Raw genomic sequence first — 18,164 nt, forward strand, 5'->3', positions numbered from 1 at the left:
TTTAAATATAAACAACAATAATATATATACATATATTATTAATAATAAATTAAAAAGGAAATCATATGCGATTAAAATTTATAGACGGTGATACTCCTATTAACTATTCTACTTTTTCTTCTAGCACAGATTCAAAACTCAGCCAAAGTAAAACAATTAATGGGAAAACGTATGTGCTTTTAGGAAGCTTTGAAAAAACACATACTTTAATACGTAGAATTGGAATTGGAATACGTGCAGTTTGCAAAATTCTATTTTCTTTAGGATTCGGGCTTTATTCGGAAAGTGTTCGAGAAGATTGGAAGTCTTTTTGGAATGGTAAAAAAAGTAAAGTTATTTACAGTTCCTCCCCAACTTTATCGATTAAACTTTTGGCAGATCGAGGCAATGCAACTGCTCAGCATAAGCTCGGATTGATGTATGAACAGGGCCAAGGTGTCCCGCAGTCTGATCAAGAAGCTATTAAATATTACCAACTTGCTGCGGATCAAGGTAATCCAGACGCTCAATTTAGCCTTGGATTCATGTATAAAAAGGGACGAGGTGTTCCGCAGTCTGATCAAGAAGCTATTAAATATTACCAACTTGCTGCGGACCAAGGTAATGCAGACGCTCGATATAACCTGGGACGTATGTATAAAAAAGGACGAGGTGTTCCACCGTCTTACAAAAAAGCTTTTGAATGTTTTAAACTCGTGGCAGACCAAGGGGATCCATTCGCTCAATATTATGTCGGGGTGATGTATAAAAAAGGGCGAGGTGTGGCTCAATCCGATCAAGAGGCCGACAAATATTTTAAACTTGCTGCGGATCAAGGAATAGTAAAATAAATGAATACTAAACAACAATTTTTAATTGCAAGATTATAGCTTAATTATGATAAACGTTTGATTTAACAAATTCATTGTTTAACCACCACTTAGAAAAATGTTCGACCAAAGTGTTTATCGGAATATTTTTTATACAATTACCTGTAGAGCATGTCCGCAAAATAGGACACCGTTTTTCAAAGACATTCCCATAAGGACATAATCCTTGAAAAGCTTCATGTAAAAGTCCTAATGGTTTGTATTTTCTAGCAGATGAAGGTCCAAAAATACTATAAGTAGGAGTCGATGTCGTGCCTGCTAAATGTAAAGCCAAGGAATCAACGGAAATCACTAAATCTATTTTAAACATTAAAGTTTGCAAAAGAGGTAATGCTAAGCGTTCTACAATTAAACTAGTCTCTGGAAATTTAGCTGTTAACTCCCCTACAATTTTTTTTTCCTGTAGAGTTCCCCAAATAAAAACAAAGCAAGCATCATACTGGTTCGATAAATACAACAGAAACTTCTCAAATGTATCTAAAGTCAGTTGTTTATTAGGCCAATTAGATCCAGGGCAAACCATGACTTTGAGTGATTTTTTTAAATAAGGTGAGTGAAGAATTTGTGCAATTTTTTGTTCTTGTTCAAAAGAAACATTTAGTTTAACTCCTGCTTGATGGGATTCTTGTTTGTCTAAAGTTTTTTGAACTAAAAATAAATAATCTTCTCGAATATTTGCCCCCCTAGGAGGGTTGTAACGCTCTTTAGTTGCTAAAAGATTGGGCCACTCGGACACAGTTTGACGCCCAAATCCAATTTTTCGCTTTCCTTTCGCCAGTTTTGTTATCAAACCTGATTTACTATTTCCCTGTAAATCAAACACAAGTTGATAAGAGACCTGTCTAAATTCTTTGATCCATTGAGCCATTGCTTGCCACGTTCGCTTAGTCCAGAATTGCTTGCGCCACTCTTTTAGCGGAATGGAAATTGCTTGGCTTAAATCTGGATGAGACTCAATGAGTTCTACAAATGATTTTTCAACCACCCAATCAATTTGCGCGTCAGGATAGAGATGTCTCAATAACTGCAGTGCAGGAAAAGCATGAATGATATCCCCCAAAGAAGACGTTTTTACAATTAAGATTTTCAAACTGTCTTTCCTTCAAATAGTTTTTTATATGCATCTAAAAAATCCTCTGGCAAAATCGCTTGGACAATCAACTTTTGTTTTGTTCTGGGATGGATAAATCCCATTTCTTCTGCATGTAATAAATATCTTGACGGATTGTAAAGACATTGGAATTTTTTTCCATACTGGTAATCCCCTAAAATGGGATGTCCAAGACCTGCCAAATGAACACGAATTTGATGAGTTCTTCCTGTTTTGGGAAAGCATCTGACCAATGAAGCTTTTTTGCCTATTTCTAGACAGCTCCAATACGTAGAAGCATACAATCCTTGAAAAGAAGGAACTTCTCCCCAAATCGACTGTCCTTGATACACATGTTTTTTTCCTAAATAGTTTTCTACATACCCTTTAGATGGCGTTAATATCCCATCAACAATGGCTTGATAACTTTTAGACACTTGCAACTGTTTAAACTGATTAACTAAAGCTTCAAAAGTAGTTTTATTCTTTGCTAAAGCTAACACTCCTGTTGTTTGTCTATCTAAACGATGAATTAGTTGAATGGATGGAAAAGAGGGTTTTAGCAGGGCAATAATTCCCTGCTCATCACAATTCATTTCAGCAGGTTTATCATAAATAAATAAATCTTCATCTTCATAAAGAATGCGAGATTGCTCTAATTGACGATTAGAAGTTTGTTGAGGAGGATTCTTAAGGCTCAGAGAAACTTTATCCCCCGTTCCTAGAAAAGTAGAAGCAAATCGTTCTATGCGCCCATTGACTTGACAATCGTTTTGCTCAATCATGCGCTTGAGTTGACGAGAAGAATAATAGGGGCTTAACTGCTTGCTTAAAAACGAGACCAGTTTACTGCCTGATTCCTCATTTGAAACCACCCAATCTAATGCATCAGGCATGCTTTGTCCTAATTGGCTTTTACAACAGAGTAAATTGTTGTAAGAATCTTAGATCATTTTCTGTAAACAAACGAATATCTTGAATCCCTCTCAACATCATAACTAAACGTTCTAGTCCCATACCCCAAGCAAAACCTGAATAGTGCTCAGGATCGATACCCCCATTTTTGAGAACTTCAGGATGAATCATTCCAGCACCTGCAACTTCAACCCATCCTGTGTGCTTACAAAGTTGACATCCTTTCCCTTCACAAACTAGGCAACTAATATCTACTTCAAGCCCCGGTTCCACAAAAGGAAAATAGCTCGGTCGATAACGAGTTTCAATAGTTTGCTTAAACAATTTTTTCAAAAATTCATCCAACGTCGCGAATAAATCGGCAAACGAAACATGTTGATCGATATAAACAGCTTCAACTTGATGAAAAAAGACATGTGAGCGAGCTGTAATTGCTTCATTACGATAAACTTTCCCAGGAGCAATAATACGAATGGGAGGCCTATTTAGCTCCATTGCTCGCGCTTGAATATTCGACGTATGAGTACGAAGCAAAACATGAGGAGAGATATAAAAAGTATCTTGCATATCTCTTGCTGGATGCTCAGGAGGGAAGTTGAGAATTTCGAAATTGTAATAATCCGTATCAATATCAGGCCCATACTGAACTGAAAAACCCATCTTAGACAGAATATGGATAATTTGATCCATCGCTTGAGTTAACGGATGTTTTCGGCCAACAAATCGCTGTCGTCCTGGCAATGTAACATCAATAGTTTCATGAGCTAACTGAGCATTTTCTTCTTTAGCAATTAGCTGATGTTCTAATTCATCGCAATGATTAGAGATGAATTCTTTCAATTCGTTGATGAATTTGCCAACCAAAGGTCGCTGATCAGGCTCAACATCTTTAAGCCCTTTCATGAGACCTTGTAAGGACCCTTTTTTGCCTAAAAATTTTACCTTAAGCTGTTCAAGTTCAAGTGTGGTTTGAACTTGTTCTAAATCTTGGAGGAATTGCTGACGAATTTCATTGATCAATGGCTGCACAGAAGACCTCATCAGAAGATAAGAAAATCCTTATTTAATGTCGAATGACACAATAAAGTCACTTATGAGACTTAATAGAGTTAAATAAGAGATATCATAAATAACACCAACTAAAAAGCCAAGCTTAAAACTTGGCTTTTTAGTTTACACAATTTTAAGCTAAAGCTTCTTTTGCAAATCCTACGATCGCAGCAAAACTGCCAGGATCACGGATAGCCATATCAGCAAGAACTTTTCTATCGAGTTCGCATTGCGCTTTTTTTAGCCCATAGATGAATTTACTATAGGAAATTCCATTAATTCTGGCAGCGGCATTAAGACGCATAATCCATAAACTACGAAAATCGCGCTTCTTTTGTTTACGATGTGCATAATTGTATGCCATCGCTCGCATAACTGCACCACTCGTCAAACGCAAGTGATTTTTTCGATCTCCGACAAAACCCTTTGCTAACTTGAATAATCTCTTCTTGCGACGATGAGAAGCTACAGCATTGGTTGCTCTAACCATAGCTAGTCTCCACGTTAATCAATTTACCGTTAAACGGCTTAAACTTTATTACGAACTTAAGCTTTGGCTTAAGTCACGACTTGCTTTCCGGATGCTTTGCCTGTAAACAGACATCAATCAAAATAGATGAGCAAGTTATAGAACATTAACAGAGTTACCCCTATTTCATTTATAAACACATCAGACGTTTATATGTCTTGAGATGACCATCATCTACAAGTCCTGGTCGACGTAACTGACGTTTGCGCTTAGGTGTTTTACCGGTCAATTTATGGCGCCTGCCCGGACGACTAGCCTTAAGCTTGCCTGTTGCCGTCACGCGAAACTTAGAAGCAACGGCTTTGCGGGTTTTCATTTTAGGCATTGTCTTTTCTCCTAAATTGTTAAATCTCTTCAGTGAGGAAGTTATTACGTCTAGTTGGTAGTAGACTCTTCAGTCCCACCACTTGATTTGACTCCCTCTTTTTTCTTTTTTCCTCCAGGGGCTAAAACAACAAGCAGCATGCGTCCCATCATTTTCGCAGGTGATTCAGGCGTTGAAATATCTTCTAATTCCTGACACATCTCTCGAACGATTTTCTCTCCAATCTCTGGGTGCATCATTTCTCGCCCACGAAATGTACAAGTGACTTTAACTTTGTTACCACTTGCTAAAAAGTCTCGGGCATGTCTTGTTTTTGTTTCAAGGTCATGAACATCAATATTTGGCTTAAGCTTAATTTCTTTTACCTTAATTTGATGTTGAGCCTTTTTATTTTCCTTCTCTCGTTTGCTTTGGTCATAACGGAATTTTCCAAAATTCATGACTTTACAAACGGGAGGGCTGGACCCTGGAACAATTTCAACTAGGTCTAATCCGTGTTCTTCGGCCATTGCCAAGGCTTCATATAAGGGAATAATCCCTACTTGTTCACCTAAATGATCAATGACTCGAACTTTTGGAGCTCGTATTTCTCTATTAACTTTCAAGCTAATCTAGTCTCTCCTCTTCATAGTTATTATCCAACACTGTTGGACAAACACATTTTTGGCGTATTTGTTCTAAAAATTCCTCTAATCTAATTGATTCGCTTTTTCCAGGCTTTTCAACTGATCGGAAGGTTATCGCATTTCGCTTAATTTCTTGCTCTCCAATAATTAGGAGATAAGGAACTTTTTCTTTTTCCGCCAAGTGTATTTTTTCGCCTAACTTAGTCGATTTTTTAAAATCAACTCCGACTCTCAATCCTTGAGAACGACAGCGAGTTTCAATTTGCCTTGCATAAGAGAGGCTGCCCTCTCCAACTGCTAAAATTCTTACTTGTTCAGGAGCTAACCATAAAGGAAAACTACCTTCAAAGCGTTCAATTAATAAAGCTATCAAACGATCTAGTGATTCCCATATTTGCCTTACTATAACAAATGGAATCGTTATTTCGTTTTCTTGCTTTTCAGTCTTATCTTTCTTCAAATAGTGAATAGAAATAAGAGTCAACGCCGATATAACCCATTCCCGACCAATTTCATCAGCTACTCTGAGTTCTAGTCGGGGTCCTTCTAAACAATCACTTTCGAAGTATTCATCTTGCAAAGGATAAGATAAAGTACAAAGAGAAAGGATTTTCTCAATCCGATCAATTGCAGCCTTTTCTTGCCTAAATTTAAAACTTTTTTGTCTCGAAGTGACAAGACACCAATGGGCTTCAAAACCAAAGATTCTAATGATTTGTTCAATGAATTGCAAGGAAGAAATGAATTCTTGGTTAAGTTGTTCATCTGAAGAAAAGATTGTAGAAAAATCTCCACTCCAACTGATGGCATTGAATAATCCTTCTTTTAAAGGATGGGTTGATAGGACATATTTTTTCGCCCATTCAAAAAAATGAATCGGTAAGTCGCTAGAATCTTTCTTTTTGCGTTTAAAAAGATAATGATGCTGAATCAAAGGAGATGGGCTAAAAACATATTCCTCTGTTCCCATCTCAACAATCGGTAAATGATCCGCATTGAATTTAAAAAAATGAGAATTAACCACACAAGGAGTATTAACTGGTTCCCATTTCCCGATTTTAGAAAATTCTTTGGTTACCCACTCTTTTAAAAGAGTCAACAAAAAGTTTCCCTTAGGATGCCAAATACATTCTAACGCCGTTAATTCCTCTGGAAAACTAAATAAATTTAAATCAATTCCTAATTGTCGATGATCTTTCTTTTTTTTATAGCTATCGTATAGCTTTAAAAATTGCTTGAGTTTTTGGTTATCTGGAAAAGAAGTACCCAACAAGCGTGTCACAACCAAAGTTTCTCCTTCTCTCTCTTCCTGTCGAATGTCTAACTCTAAGAGTTTAACCACGCCAATTTCTTCTGTCGAAGAAATAAGTGGAAAAGAGCAGAGTCCATAAAATTGTTTGAATTGTAATACTTCAACAATGTTTTCCTCTTTTTCTCCTGCTAACTCAGCTAAAAAAGGTTGATCATGATGGTCAAATAAAGCCTGCGCATTTTCACGCATCATACTTAAGGCTTGGATGGGATGATTTTCTTTAATTAAAGTTTTTAAATGAACTTCGATCAGAGAAACAAGGTTATTATCGACCTTTTGTTGGAAGATGAAATCATAATAAAACCCGTAGGAAGTCTCTCCTCCCCCCATTAAGTATACTCCAGGAAAAAGTTGAGAAACAACAGAAGCCAAGAGCTCTGCTACCGAACGGCGTTGAATACGTAAAGACTTGTTTGAATGAAGAAAAGGCATAATTGATTTTAAATGAGATTGAGATATAGCTGACTCGAACAGCTGACCTCCACGATGTCAACGTGGCGCTCTAACCAACTGAGCTAATATCTCATCGATTGAAGCGCAACTATATAGAAGCCTTTCTATTTTCAGCAACAAAAAAAATGTTTCTTTGTGAATATCAGCCGAAGTTATTTTTATAGGGCCAAAATTATTGAGTATAGGTGAGCTGTGAGCTCATTTAACCCATCAAATTTTTTGGGTTTATCAGATAGTAAACATCCTCAAAATGCGAGTGTACATTTAGTTATCTCTAGAAATAAATTAAAAGCATTAAACAAAAAAAATATTAATAAATATCTATTTAAAAAAATATTAAATTAAATAGATAAATATTACTTTATATTACTAATTTATAAAATCGAATTAAATTTTTTACAAATTACAATTGATTTTAATTAATTAAAAATCTAAAATTGTTAATGTTTCTATTAACTTTTAAATAAGGAGATAATATGTCCCCATCTATATGTAATGCATCCGAAAATTCTGCAGTCACATCGTATTTGACGCTGATTTTCTAAAAACTTGTTTAAATAAAGGCATTGACAATACTGCTGATCAAATCACACCTATTGTTAAAGCAACTTTACAAACAAACGTAGATTCAGCAATTGATAAAGCAGCGGATGCGGTTGGATCAACTATAAAAACCTCAGTAAAAAAACATGTTCCCTCAGTTGGAAATCTTACAGATCCATGTATTGATGGTTGCGTGGGTGCAGCTAAAAATCATGCTATAAATTCTCTCCCTTCAGCAATAGAATTGACAGCTGAAGTTTCAAAAGAAGTTTTTAAAAAAAGCACTGGTAAGTCAGTAGATTCTTCAAAGTCTTTTTTTCACTGGCTTTTCCCTAAACAATGCTAAATTAATAAACCGTTATAAAAGAAACCTTTGTCTTTCAGGCAAAGGTTTATAAGGAGAAATTTTTTATGCATATGACACATAATCATAATCCCTGTTTTTTGCGTATTAATGATGAGATAGAAATAGATTTCACCAGTGATTGGGAAGTCCATGATTTTTGGACAGTTAATGGAAAAACAATTAGCTTATTTAGAGAACAAGATCACCTGTGGTACCAAACTTGTAACCCTCATGGTCAACAAAACAAAAAAAATATTTCAATGCCGCCAGCAATTACAAAACTTACAAAAGAAGTCATTTCCTACGTTTTTAATTGCAAGCCTATTTTGGAAGATAACAATAAAGTAATTTTTATAAAACCAACTCTCACCCAAACGTTTGGCGACAAAGAAATTTCTTTACTTTGTGGAATCAATAATTTTTTTTGGCAATTATTTTATAAAAAATCAAAAATAAGTATTCAGGTTCCGGTTGAGCGCATAACATGTTCTAGTCAATGCAGCATGGAAACTATGGATAAGGTTAGAACAGTAATAGAAGAGCTAAGTTTAGAAGAACAAAGCAAATTTTTTAGTAAATTTTTTACTGTTTTTAACTGTTCGGATCATGAAGAATTAGCAAAAGAAATTGCAGTTTGGCAAATTATTGAAAAAAAAGAATTTGAATCAGTTAAAGATGCTGTAATTGTAAATACAGCTGTAGGATCCATTCTTAGTTTAGGGTCTCTGCTTCTTTTCCCTAGCAATGCTGCTCTATTTAGTATATTAGCAACTACACGCGTAGCTCTTAACTCTTATCACAACTTTAGGGAATATAAGAATAGAATTAAAATTCAAAGGGAGAAATATATTGCTGAATTCACTAAGATAGAAGAACAATTAAAGAATGTGAATTTTACAGTTGAAATAGAACCTTATAACGCTCCAAGTCAGCTTGATAAAAGAGTAAGGGTAAGTTCGTTTCAATGGGCTGTAACTTTGATTACTAATAATGGGCTGTGCTATGGTAATCATGCATTAATTTGCTTTGAAGGAATAAAAGAAGGTAAATATTTTGCAAGAATTGCCCATTTTACTGGTGTAGATGTAAAAACGAAAGTTAAAGAAAAAATTAAGTTTCAAACGAGATCAGTGATTTGGATGAGGCAAAGTGAAACAGTCCAACAAGTCATTGATATCATTAAAGAAGAAGAAAGGAATCGGGTTGTTATTCCTTATTCCTACTGCGGCGAAAGTTCTATAATGGGAGGAAATTCGAATTGTCTGGATTGGGCGCGAAAAAAATTAAGTTTGTTAGATATTCAATTAGAAAAAAGTGCTTTTGAAAATCTTGCTGCTTTAGCTAAATTATATACAAAACCACCTGAGCATTATCTTAACGAAAAAGTTGGGATATCCCTTTAAAATTATCAAAATAAAAATTTAATGGATCAAGCACATGCATTTAGAAAATAGTTTATATCAAACAGATAAATTTGTTGAATTAGAGCCAGTTATAGAACACGTTAAAGAAGGTATTACCTTCTGGGGCACCCGTTATGTTTATCTTCCCGGAAGCTCAGATAGATTCCCTATTGACATTTTAGCTAGACGCGTCATGGACCTTATGGAAAAAACGCGCTTCGAATATATGGAGGAAGAAAGAAACGCAGGTAAAAAAATCGCAGCTAAAATTGATCAGATTTATCAAGATAATGATAAAAGATTAAAAGGAAAATGGTTCCTGACGAGATTTTTTTGTTATTTGCAAGATGAATTCAGAGGAATCATAGAAGCTCCGCATAATCCTCGATTTCACTGGGAAACTTGCGATGAAAATCAAAATTTTAATTACTATACGGCTTCTCAATATCAAGCAATATTTAATCGCATGCCCAGTGTAGATCAGGAAGCTTCAACCACACATTATAATGCATATTATAAAGATCTTGGGACTATAGTTTTATATTTTCCTCCTGAAGACAGACAAAACACTTAGCTTAGTGAATTTCAGACAAAATAGATGTCTAGATAGTTAGATCGAAATTTTGCTAAGAGCTACAGGGAAAATTTGTCTGATTTATAGCCTTTTTTTAATCTGTAGCCATAGGTAAATTTGTCTGAAATTCATAACATTTTTGAATCTATAAATTTAGGTGAACTATAGTGCGAGCCATAGCCAAAGCGTAAAATACTTAAATAATTTTATGTTTCATTACACTCTAATTCAAAAATAAATTTTATTTGTTGAAGATATTTATTTTTTAAGCCTAGTTAGTGAGTTATACTTTCTTAAAAAATAAAAAGTTGTTCTAACTAATCATTTAGGTAAAATTGAGATTTTTTATGCAAATACGCCTAAAGTGAGCTAAAAAATCTGTTTAAAAAGATTGGCTTTAAAATAAATACGCTTACAGCGCTCTTTTAATGAATCACTCTTTTCTTCCTTGAAAGAATGTGCGGATTGCTTCAATGTTGGCGGCAGAAATTCCCTTTACTTCACGCAGTTCTGCATCCGCGGCTAATTCAATTTTTTTTAAACTTCCAAAATGTGTTAATAAAGTTTTTCTTTTGGCAGGTCCAATACCGGGGATATCGTCTAAAGCACTTTTGAGTGTTTTTTTTGATCTTCTTTTACGGTGAAAAGAAATGGCCACGCGATGCGCTTCGTCTCGAATTTTTTGGAGGAGAAATAAAATAGGAGAATTTGCCTTCAAAAGAATTGGCTCTTTTTGATAACAGGTAAAGACTTGTTCGGCCGTCATCCCTTTATCGTGTCTACCAGCTTCTTTCGCCAGTCCAAGGAGATCTACTCCTGTAATATTAAGTTCTTCAAACACTTTAACTGCAATGTTTAGTTGCCCCTTTCCCCCATCCACGACCACTAAATCTGGCATGTCATTTTCTTCTTTCGCTCGCTTGTAACGCCTTGTTAATACTTCATACATTGCCGCATAGTCATCAGGCTTAGAACCAATTTTTAAACGATAGGTGCGATATCTTTTACTGTCTTTAAGCCCATCTGTAAAAGCAACCATCGAAGAAACGGGTTCTGATCCAGCAATATTAGAATTATCAAAACACTCAATTCGTGTCGGATAATTGGTGAGAAATAACAACTCTTGCATTTCTAATAATGTTTTTTCACGTAGCGTGGCTTCATCTTTTTGTGTTTTAAATAAGGCCTCAGCGTTTTTTTGAGCAATCTCAATTAAAGCTTTTTTTTCTCCTCTTTGAGGAATTTGTAAATTAACTTTTTGCTCCCGCCTTGCCGACAAAATTTCTTCTACAGGATGTTCATCAGAAATTTTACTTGGCAATAAAATTTCTGAAGGAATTTCAGTTGCGCCTTCATAATGTTGTAGAAGAAAAGAAGTTAGCAACTCATGATCTTCTTCAATAATATTATCAAATTCAAAATGACGAGATCCTACAAGTTTCCCTCCTCTAAATATCATGAGGACCACAACCACATGCTCTCCATAACGAAATAAGCCTATCGCATCCGCATCATGTCCTAAAGGGCGATCTACATATTGACTTTCAATTGTTTTCTCAATATATCGAATGGTTCGTAAGAGATGGTTGGCTTTTTCAAATTCTAACTGTTCTGATAAAAGGCGCATTTCCTCATAAAGATCTTTTAAAACATCTTTATTTTGTCCTCTTAGAAACTTAATTGTTCGATCAAGATGTTGTTGATACTCCCCTTTAGTGCATTTTTGTGTACAAGGGCCTACACAACGCTTCATTTGATAGAGTAAACAAGGACGTGTACGCCTTGCAAATTCTTGATCAGAGCACTGCCTAAGAGGGAATAATTTATTTAATAGATCTAATGTTTGGCGAGCTGCTTGTGCACTAGTATAAGGGCCGAAATAAAGGCCATCTGGCTCTGGCGTACCTTTGTAACGCACTAAACGAACAGTAGCCCATGCATCATTTTGGCTAATTTTGAGAGCAATATAGCTTTTATCGTCTTTTAACAAAGCGTTATAGCGAGGCTTATGCTGCTTAATAAGGTTATTTTCAAGCAATAAAGCTTCTTTTTCCGATGTGACAACAATCGTTTCAATGTAGTTAATTTTAGCCACTAAATAGGGAATCATGAGTCGCCCATCTCGACCGGGAACAAAATATTGTTTCACTCTTTGGCGTATATTCTTAGCTTTTCCGACATATAAAACTTCTCCCTCTTCATTTTTCATTAAATAAACGCCAGGCAGGGTCGGAAAGAGGTCAATTTTTTTGGGATCGTAGGACATTCAAAAAGGCCTTAAAATTGTTGTTGCCTAATTTGTTGAACGAGTTGTTGAAAACTACTTTGAAGAGAATTGAGACTTTCAGTTAATTTTTCTTGGATTTTAGCCTCATCTTCCATAGAAGGAATGACTTGTTTCTGAACATTATTTACTTTTGAATTCACTCCAACAGTAAAATAGTGTTCTTTTAGAGGAGAAACATTTTCTTCTAGGTGATTGAATAAAGATTCTGCCGCAAACGCTGACACACTGTCTTTGCGTGTTAACAGCTGATCAATGTCAGAAGCTGGCTCAGCAAAAGCTTCTCCCCCAGCTTTTTTAATGGCAGGAAGATATTCATCTTGTGTATAAGATGGAAGAGCGTTTGACCAATCTGGTGTAACAAATCCAGTATCCATTTTAACCACTTATTAGATTTTAAAAATCAAATTAATCTCTCGTTTATCTACTACTGTTTAATTCAGTCATAAATAGACAAACCGAGTTTGTAAACTTTGTTTTTTAGTTAGTTTTTAAAACCAACTTAATACCAATATACATCAATATTATTTTAGCATATATATTTATTATATCAAATTAAAAAATATAAATGTATATTGTCGTATAGCATGTTCATTTAAGATCCAAATGCGACTTCTTTTAACATAGGAAGCCCTGTTTGCCCCTCTCGTTCTTGTAAGGCAAGCTGACCACAAGCCGCTCCAATATCGTCTCCTTTCGTATAACGGCAGGTATTGACAATATGCGATCCATAAAGGACACTTCGAAACTGTTTAATCGCTTTTTTCTCTGGTCTCTTTAACCGCAATCCTGGAATCGGGTTATAAGGAATCAGATTAACTGTACATTGTTTCCCTTTCAATAAGTGTGCCAATTCATGAGCATGATCGGGATGATCATTAATACCCGCTAGTAAAGTGTATTCGAAGGTAATGTCTCGTTTAGTTTTTTGGGCATACTCATCCATTGACTCTAATATTTCTTCTAAAGGATATTTTCGAGCATAGGGGATGATTTTTTTACGAATATGTTGATTAGGAGCATGCAGGGATAGGACTAAATTAACCTTTAATCCCTCTTTAGATAAACGTTTGATACCTTCCACGACTCCAACTGTAGAAACTGTGATTCTTCTTTGAGAAATATTACAAAAGTCAGGGTGACTTAATACTCTAATGGAGGCAATAACAGATTCATAATTTTTAAGCGGCTCTCCCATTCCCATATAAACAACATGCGAAACTTTTTCTCCTTTGCTAGAAAGCCAAGCATTAATTTGCAAAATCTGTTCAATAATTTCAGTCGGTCTAAGATTTCTAAAAAAACCTTGCTGGCCAGAAGCACAAAAGGCGCATTTAGCTGGGCAGCCTACCTGAGAAGACACGCAAACAGTTCGACGAATTCCGGATAAAATTAAAACAGACTCTACTAAATTTCCATCTCGTAAACGCCATAAGAATTTAACGGTTTCTTGATCAATTGATTCAGTATAACGCACTAATTCTAAAACAGGTAATCTAATATGCTTCGCTAGTTTTTCTCGTAAAGATTGGCTTAAATTAGACATTTTATCCCAAGACAAAACCCCTTTCTGATAAATCCAATTTAAAATTTGCTTAGCATGAAACTCTTTCTCTCCATGTGTTTTAAGCCATTCAACTAGTTTTTGATGATCAAAATCTGCGTAATCCATAATAAGCCATATTAGTCAGGTTTTTTAAGAACAACCTGGTATTTTATTAGTCTAAATTAGTCTAAACTTGAAAAAATCGATTTTTTAAAAAGTTTTATTCAATATTTATAGCTCAATTAAAAATATAAATCTAGAGATTTGCTTATTTTATTGATTGTAAAGGCTACTTTAAACTATTGTTAATATTTGTTTAAATTTGACTTATACTTAATTAGTTTTATAGTTTTAGCTGAATAATAAAATCGCGGAGTAAACGATGTTAAAGAAAATTTTATGCTTGATGACATTAGTTGCTTTTAATTTAGTTTGTGCCTATGCAAGTAGCACTGAACCAAAAGAGACAACAAATGATGCATTTGCTAATTGCAGATGTAAAAATAAGCGCGAAAAATATAGCAATTCTGCTGGCACATCCGTTGTTCTCAATTTCGACGGTGAAACTCAATCTTCTGGAATTTTATTAGCTTGCAAAAACTGCAATTAACTTTCATTTATTTAGGCTGTGTCAAATATACAGCCTAAATTTTTCAATTTTGCCTTCTCCTAGCCTGCACACTTTTAATCAAGAAATTAAAATGATGAGTAAACTTCAGTAGTGCTTTTGATCAAAAAATTTTAAATTTAAAGGGATAAAAGAGAAAACTTTTCAAAAAAGAAAGGATACTTCGACTATTGTGATAAAATCACTGGTTAATTAAGCTCTTCCCATAACAAATTCAATTAAAACCGCATTTGATTTAAATGGCTCAACTTTAGCCTGCAGGATTTTTATGTTAACATTTCAAGAGTTCTTACGCACATTATCAACCTTCTGGGAAAAACAAGGATGCATCATCCATCAAGGATATGACTTAGAAGTTGGAGCAGGAACTTTTAACCCAGCGACATTTTTACGAAGTTTAGGACCAGAGCCGTATCGCGCAGCTTATATTGAGCCTTGCCGAAGACCTGCTGATGGACGTTATGGAACAAATCCGAATCGTTTACAACATTATTTCCAATATCAAGTCATTTTAAAACCATCGCCTTTGAATATGCAGGAATTGTATTTACAATCATTAGAAGCTTTAGGATTTAATCTTCAAGAACATGACATCCGTTTTGTGCATGACGATTGGGAAGCTCCAACCCAGGGCGCTTGGGGGCTTGGATGGGAAGTCTGGATGGATGGAATGGAAATCACACAATTTACCTATTTCCAGGCAATTGGAGGTATTGACCTAAGGCCTATTACAGGTGAAATCACTTATGGAATAGAGCGATTGGCGATGTATCTTCAAAAAGTCAATAGCATCTTTGATTTAAAATGGAATGATGAACTGACTTATGGAGATGTTTATCAACGTAACGAAGTAGAATGGAGCCATTACAATTTCGAAAAAGCGTCTACTTCGATGTGGTTCAGACATTTTGATGATTATGAAAACGAAGCGAAACAATTGATTGCGAATAACCTCCCTATCCCTGCTTATGACTTTGTCATGAAGGCGTCCCATGCATTCAATTTACTTGATGCACGTGGAGTCATTTCTGTGACAGAGAGAACGGGTTATATTGGCAGGATTAGAGAATTAGCGAAACAAGTGGCAGAAAGTTACATAAAAAGTCGCGAAGAGCAGGGCTTTCCCTTACTTAAACATGTTAACCCCTCGTTTTCAATTTCTCAAACCTGCTCTAAAATAGCTGAAGGTTTAATTAATGTTCATCCTTACGATACGGACGATTTTGTTATTGAAATTGGCTCTCAGGAATTACCAGCTTCGTTTGTCTCAATAGGAGGCCAAAATTTAGAACGTGCAATTCGTTCTTTACTCGAAAAAGAAGGCATTTCTTTTGAACGTATTGCCGTTTATGGCACCCCTCGAAGAATTGCTGTTTACATTTACCAACTCTCTAAGGGTAAACCTTCTCAAATAATTGAAAAAAAAGGGCCGCCTGTTGAGCAAGCGTATCAAGTTGATGGAACGATCAAAGTCGCTGGAGAAGGTTTTTTCCGCTCGTTAGGAATGACTGCTCCAACATTATCCGCAATCCAAAATCATGAAATTAGTGGAATTGAAATTCGCCCCATTAAAGGGATTAACTACTTGTTTGGTTCAGTTAAACAAGAAGGGAGAGCAACAGCCTCTATTTTAGCAGAAAAACTTCCTTTGTTAATTGGTAGTTTAGACTTTCCCAAGAAAATGCGCTGGGCAGATTTAGAAATAACTTACGCAAGGCCCTTAGAATGGGTTTTAGCTTTATTTGGAAAAGACATCATTCCTTTTACCATTGGAAATCTTTTTTCGGACAGAATAACTTATGGACATAGACAGCTATCTCCCCAAGCAATTCATCTTGACCATGCAAAAAACTATCTAAAAAGTCTTCATCAACATTCTGTGATGGCCGATCCCCACGAACGCGAAGAATCGATTCTTGAGCAATTGTCGAATTTAGAAAAACAAGAACAAATCCAAATTATTGAAAAGGATCGTGTGATTCCTCAAGTGCTTAATTTAGTAGAATGGCCCTATTTAACAATTTCTACTTTTCGTGAAGAATTTTTAAAAGTGCCTAAAGAAGTTTTAATTTCTGAAATGGTTGAGCATCAAAAATATTTCCCTGTCACTGATCCAAATGGAACACTAAAGAATCTTTTTGTGATTACGGCGAATATTATCCCTACGGAACAAATCAAGCAAGGGAATCAAAAAGTACTTTCTGCTCGTTTATCCGATGGTGTTTTTTTGTATGAAGAAGATTTAAAAGTCCCTTTAGCCTCTTTTAATGAAAAACTGAAAAAAGTCACATTTCAAAAAGAATTAGGCACTGTTTATCAAAAAGTAGAGCGAATCATCCAACATGCTAAAGTTTTACAAACACTTCTCAGCATTAGCACGCCTCTTTTAATCGAACGTGCAGCTTTATTAAGTAAAGCTGATTTAGCTTCTAATATGGTTTATGAATTTCCTGAATTGCAAGGAACAATTGGCCGTTACTATGCTCTTGCCAATCGAGAAGAGGCTGAAATTGCACAAGCTATTGATGAACACTGGATGCCAAGAGGAGAAAATGCCCCTCTTCCTGAAACAGAAACGGGAACCATTATTAGTTTAGCAGATAAATTGGATAACTTAATTGGCTGCTTTAGCATTGGTCTTAAACCGACGTCTTCAAGTGATCCTTATGCCCTCCGAAGACAGGTGTTGGGAGTCATTAAAATGTTAATTAAAGGCCAATATTCCCTGCATTTAGAAGAATGTTTAGAGAAATGTATCAGCCATTTTCCGACTCATATTGTGAAAGACAAAAAGCAAATGATTCAAGATATCTTAAGTTTTATTACAAATCGTATTAAAACCGTTTTCCAAGATTATGGATTTCATAAAGATGAAATTGAAGCTAGCTTAGCAAATGGTTGTCAAGACATCTATGACACTTTTTGTCGTGTGAAAGCGCTTCATAATTTTCGACAGGGTTCTGCTAGCCAATTTCATTCGCTTTATGAGGTTTATAAACGGGCAAAAGGTCAGTTAAACGGTTACCAAACGTCAAATATATCTGCTGAATTATTAAAAGAGTCTGCTGAACAAAAACTTTACTCCTTACTCGATAGGCAACAAAAAGCTTTTGCAGAAGCTATTAAGAAAAAAGATTACAATCAAGCTTATGCTTTGATTGCAACAATACAACCCGCTTTAGCTGACTTATTTGAACAAGTCAAAATTTTGGCTGATGAACCGCAAATTCGAGATAATCGCTTAGCTTTACTCAAACAAGTATTTAACTTTTTTGAGGAAATGTTAGATTTCAGCAAAATCCAAGAAAAAAACTCACTATTAAATTAAGCTCTATCAAAATGATAGAGCTATGATTGATCATTTATAGGGAAGTTAAAATATAATTTACTCCTAATGTAAGCACTAAGTAATTATTAGAATAAGTACTATTTTTTTAGATAATATTCCCTTATAGATTTTGCTAAACTCATAAAACTTATGTTGATTTTTATGGTACGATCCATCCTGATGAGGATTTGAGGAAATACAATAAGTTACTTCGGAATTTCTTATCATTCCTAGATTGACAACTTAGATTCTTGTAAGAATTTTTTGAGCAGCTATTTGCTGAAAAGATAAATAGTTTTTTGTTGCCCGTTCAAGAACTAAATAAATATCAATAAGTTTAACC

Annotated in this window: 15 protein-coding genes and 1 tRNA gene; 5 read left to right on the top strand and 11 right to left on the bottom strand. The window is 35.2% G+C overall.

Annotation, left to right across the window (positions count from 1 at the left end):
* The first annotated feature begins 65 nt into the window (after positions 1 to 65).
* The gene (locus tag BU804_RS03815) at positions 66 to 830 is read left to right on the top strand and encodes a tetratricopeptide repeat protein (protein ID WP_075883053.1); all 765 of its coding nucleotides are present in this window, start codon (positions 66 to 68) and stop codon (positions 828 to 830) included.
* A 40-nt stretch (positions 831 to 870) separates the two neighbouring features.
* On the opposite strand, the gene BU804_RS03820 is transcribed toward BU804_RS03815, so the two are convergent.
* From BU804_RS03820 to BU804_RS03855, 8 genes are all read right to left on the bottom strand, one after another.
* Complete coding sequence (locus BU804_RS03820) at positions 871 to 1,959, bottom strand: glycosyltransferase family 9 protein (protein ID WP_075883054.1); 1,089 nt, start codon at positions 1,957 to 1,959, stop codon at positions 871 to 873.
* On the bottom strand, positions 1,956 to 2,855 hold the full coding sequence (locus BU804_RS03825; protein ID WP_075883055.1) for an RluA family pseudouridine synthase: 900 nt from the start codon (positions 2,853 to 2,855) through the stop codon (positions 1,956 to 1,958). Before BU804_RS03825 ends, BU804_RS03820 begins: the two co-directional genes overlap by 4 nt.
* A gap of 19 nt (positions 2,856 to 2,874) precedes the next feature.
* Complete coding sequence (gene pheS / locus BU804_RS03830) at positions 2,875 to 3,915, bottom strand: phenylalanine--tRNA ligase subunit alpha (RefSeq protein WP_075883056.1); 1,041 nt, start codon at positions 3,913 to 3,915, stop codon at positions 2,875 to 2,877.
* A gap of 142 nt (positions 3,916 to 4,057) precedes the next feature.
* Positions 4,058 to 4,414: a 50S ribosomal protein L20 gene (rplT, locus tag BU804_RS03835; RefSeq protein WP_011175254.1), complete on the bottom strand. Its 357-nt coding sequence runs from the start codon at positions 4,412 to 4,414 to the stop codon at positions 4,058 to 4,060.
* A gap of 169 nt (positions 4,415 to 4,583) precedes the next feature.
* Positions 4,584 to 4,778, bottom strand: a complete 195-nt coding sequence (gene rpmI, locus BU804_RS03840) for a 50S ribosomal protein L35 (protein ID WP_011175253.1) — start codon at positions 4,776 to 4,778, stop codon at positions 4,584 to 4,586.
* A gap of 50 nt (positions 4,779 to 4,828) precedes the next feature.
* Entirely contained in the window at positions 4,829 to 5,383 is a 555-nt protein-coding gene (gene infC, locus BU804_RS03845) for a translation initiation factor IF-3 (protein ID WP_011175252.1), read from the bottom strand.
* A 1-nt stretch (position 5,384) separates the two neighbouring features.
* The gene (locus tag BU804_RS03850) at positions 5,385 to 7,148 is read right to left on the bottom strand and encodes a His/Gly/Thr/Pro-type tRNA ligase C-terminal domain-containing protein (RefSeq protein ID WP_075883057.1); all 1,764 of its coding nucleotides are present in this window, start codon (positions 7,146 to 7,148) and stop codon (positions 5,385 to 5,387) included.
* 19 nt (positions 7,149 to 7,167) lie between these two features.
* Positions 7,168 to 7,241: transfer RNA gene (locus tag BU804_RS03855), tRNA-Val, on the bottom strand.
* 882 nt (positions 7,242 to 8,123) lie between these two features.
* Between BU804_RS03855 and BU804_RS03860 the strand changes: the two genes are divergently transcribed.
* Both BU804_RS03860 and BU804_RS03865 read left to right on the top strand, forming a co-directional pair.
* Positions 8,124 to 9,461: a hypothetical protein gene (locus BU804_RS03860; protein ID WP_075883058.1), complete on the top strand. Its 1,338-nt coding sequence runs from the start codon at positions 8,124 to 8,126 to the stop codon at positions 9,459 to 9,461.
* Between the two features lie 34 nt (positions 9,462 to 9,495).
* Entirely contained in the window at positions 9,496 to 10,035 is a 540-nt protein-coding gene (locus tag BU804_RS03865; protein ID WP_075883059.1) for a hypothetical protein, read from the top strand.
* Between the two features lie 433 nt (positions 10,036 to 10,468).
* Here BU804_RS03865 and uvrC read toward each other — a convergent pair whose 3' ends face one another.
* The 3 genes from uvrC to rlmN form a co-directional block, all read right to left on the bottom strand.
* Complete coding sequence (gene uvrC, locus BU804_RS03870) at positions 10,469 to 12,301, bottom strand: excinuclease ABC subunit UvrC (protein ID WP_075883060.1); 1,833 nt, start codon at positions 12,299 to 12,301, stop codon at positions 10,469 to 10,471.
* A gap of 11 nt (positions 12,302 to 12,312) precedes the next feature.
* Positions 12,313 to 12,696 carry a hypothetical protein gene (locus BU804_RS03875; RefSeq protein ID WP_075883061.1) on the bottom strand — a complete coding sequence of 128 codons (384 nt, stop codon included), beginning with the start codon at positions 12,694 to 12,696 and terminating at the stop codon, positions 12,313 to 12,315.
* Positions 12,697 to 12,914: 218 nt separating this feature from the next.
* Positions 12,915 to 13,991, bottom strand: coding sequence for a 23S rRNA (adenine(2503)-C(2))-methyltransferase RlmN (gene rlmN, locus BU804_RS03880; protein ID WP_075883062.1), 1,077 nt, complete (start codon positions 13,989 to 13,991; stop codon positions 12,915 to 12,917).
* Positions 13,992 to 14,247: 256 nt separating this feature from the next.
* On the opposite strand from rlmN, the gene BU804_RS03885 reads away from it, so the two are divergent.
* Entirely contained in the window at positions 14,248 to 14,475 is a 228-nt protein-coding gene (locus tag BU804_RS03885; protein WP_075883063.1) for a hypothetical protein, read from the top strand.
* Between the two features lie 286 nt (positions 14,476 to 14,761).
* Positions 14,762 to 17,821, top strand: coding sequence for a glycine--tRNA ligase (locus tag BU804_RS03890; RefSeq protein WP_075883064.1), 3,060 nt, complete (start codon positions 14,762 to 14,764; stop codon positions 17,819 to 17,821).
* Positions 17,822 to 18,164 lie beyond the last annotated feature (343 nt).

This window comes from Candidatus Protochlamydia sp. W-9, assembly GCF_001950615.1.
Lineage (GTDB): Bacteria > Chlamydiota > Chlamydiia > Chlamydiales > Parachlamydiaceae > Protochlamydia > Protochlamydia amoebophila.

What these genes read in the sequence shown, in the direction of transcription:
- BU804_RS03865 (WP_075883059.1), top strand. Translation starts at nt 9,496, where the DNA reads ATGCATTTAGAAAATAGTTTATATCAAACAGATAAATTTGTTGAATTA.
- BU804_RS03815 (WP_075883053.1), top strand. Translation starts at nt 66, where the DNA reads ATGCGATTAAAATTTATAGACGGTGATACTCCTATTAACTATTCTACT.
- BU804_RS03860 (WP_075883058.1), top strand. Translation starts at nt 8,124, where the DNA reads ATGCATATGACACATAATCATAATCCCTGTTTTTTGCGTATTAATGAT.
- BU804_RS03890 (WP_075883064.1), top strand. Translation starts at nt 14,762, where the DNA reads ATGTTAACATTTCAAGAGTTCTTACGCACATTATCAACCTTCTGGGAA.
- uvrC (WP_075883060.1), bottom strand. Translation starts at nt 12,301, where the DNA reads ATGTCCTACGATCCCAAAAAAATTGACCTCTTTCCGACCCTGCCTGGC.
- rpmI (WP_011175253.1), bottom strand. Translation starts at nt 4,778, where the DNA reads ATGCCTAAAATGAAAACCCGCAAAGCCGTTGCTTCTAAGTTTCGCGTG.
- rplT (WP_011175254.1), bottom strand. Translation starts at nt 4,414, where the DNA reads ATGGTTAGAGCAACCAATGCTGTAGCTTCTCATCGTCGCAAGAAGAGA.
- pheS (WP_075883056.1), bottom strand. Translation starts at nt 3,915, where the DNA reads ATGAGGTCTTCTGTGCAGCCATTGATCAATGAAATTCGTCAGCAATTC.
- BU804_RS03885 (WP_075883063.1), top strand. Translation starts at nt 14,248, where the DNA reads ATGTTAAAGAAAATTTTATGCTTGATGACATTAGTTGCTTTTAATTTA.
- rlmN (WP_075883062.1), bottom strand. Translation starts at nt 13,991, where the DNA reads ATGGATTACGCAGATTTTGATCATCAAAAACTAGTTGAATGGCTTAAA.
- BU804_RS03850 (WP_075883057.1), bottom strand. Translation starts at nt 7,148, where the DNA reads ATGCCTTTTCTTCATTCAAACAAGTCTTTACGTATTCAACGCCGTTCG.
- BU804_RS03875 (WP_075883061.1), bottom strand. Translation starts at nt 12,696, where the DNA reads ATGGATACTGGATTTGTTACACCAGATTGGTCAAACGCTCTTCCATCT.
- BU804_RS03825 (WP_075883055.1), bottom strand. Translation starts at nt 2,855, where the DNA reads ATGCCTGATGCATTAGATTGGGTGGTTTCAAATGAGGAATCAGGCAGT.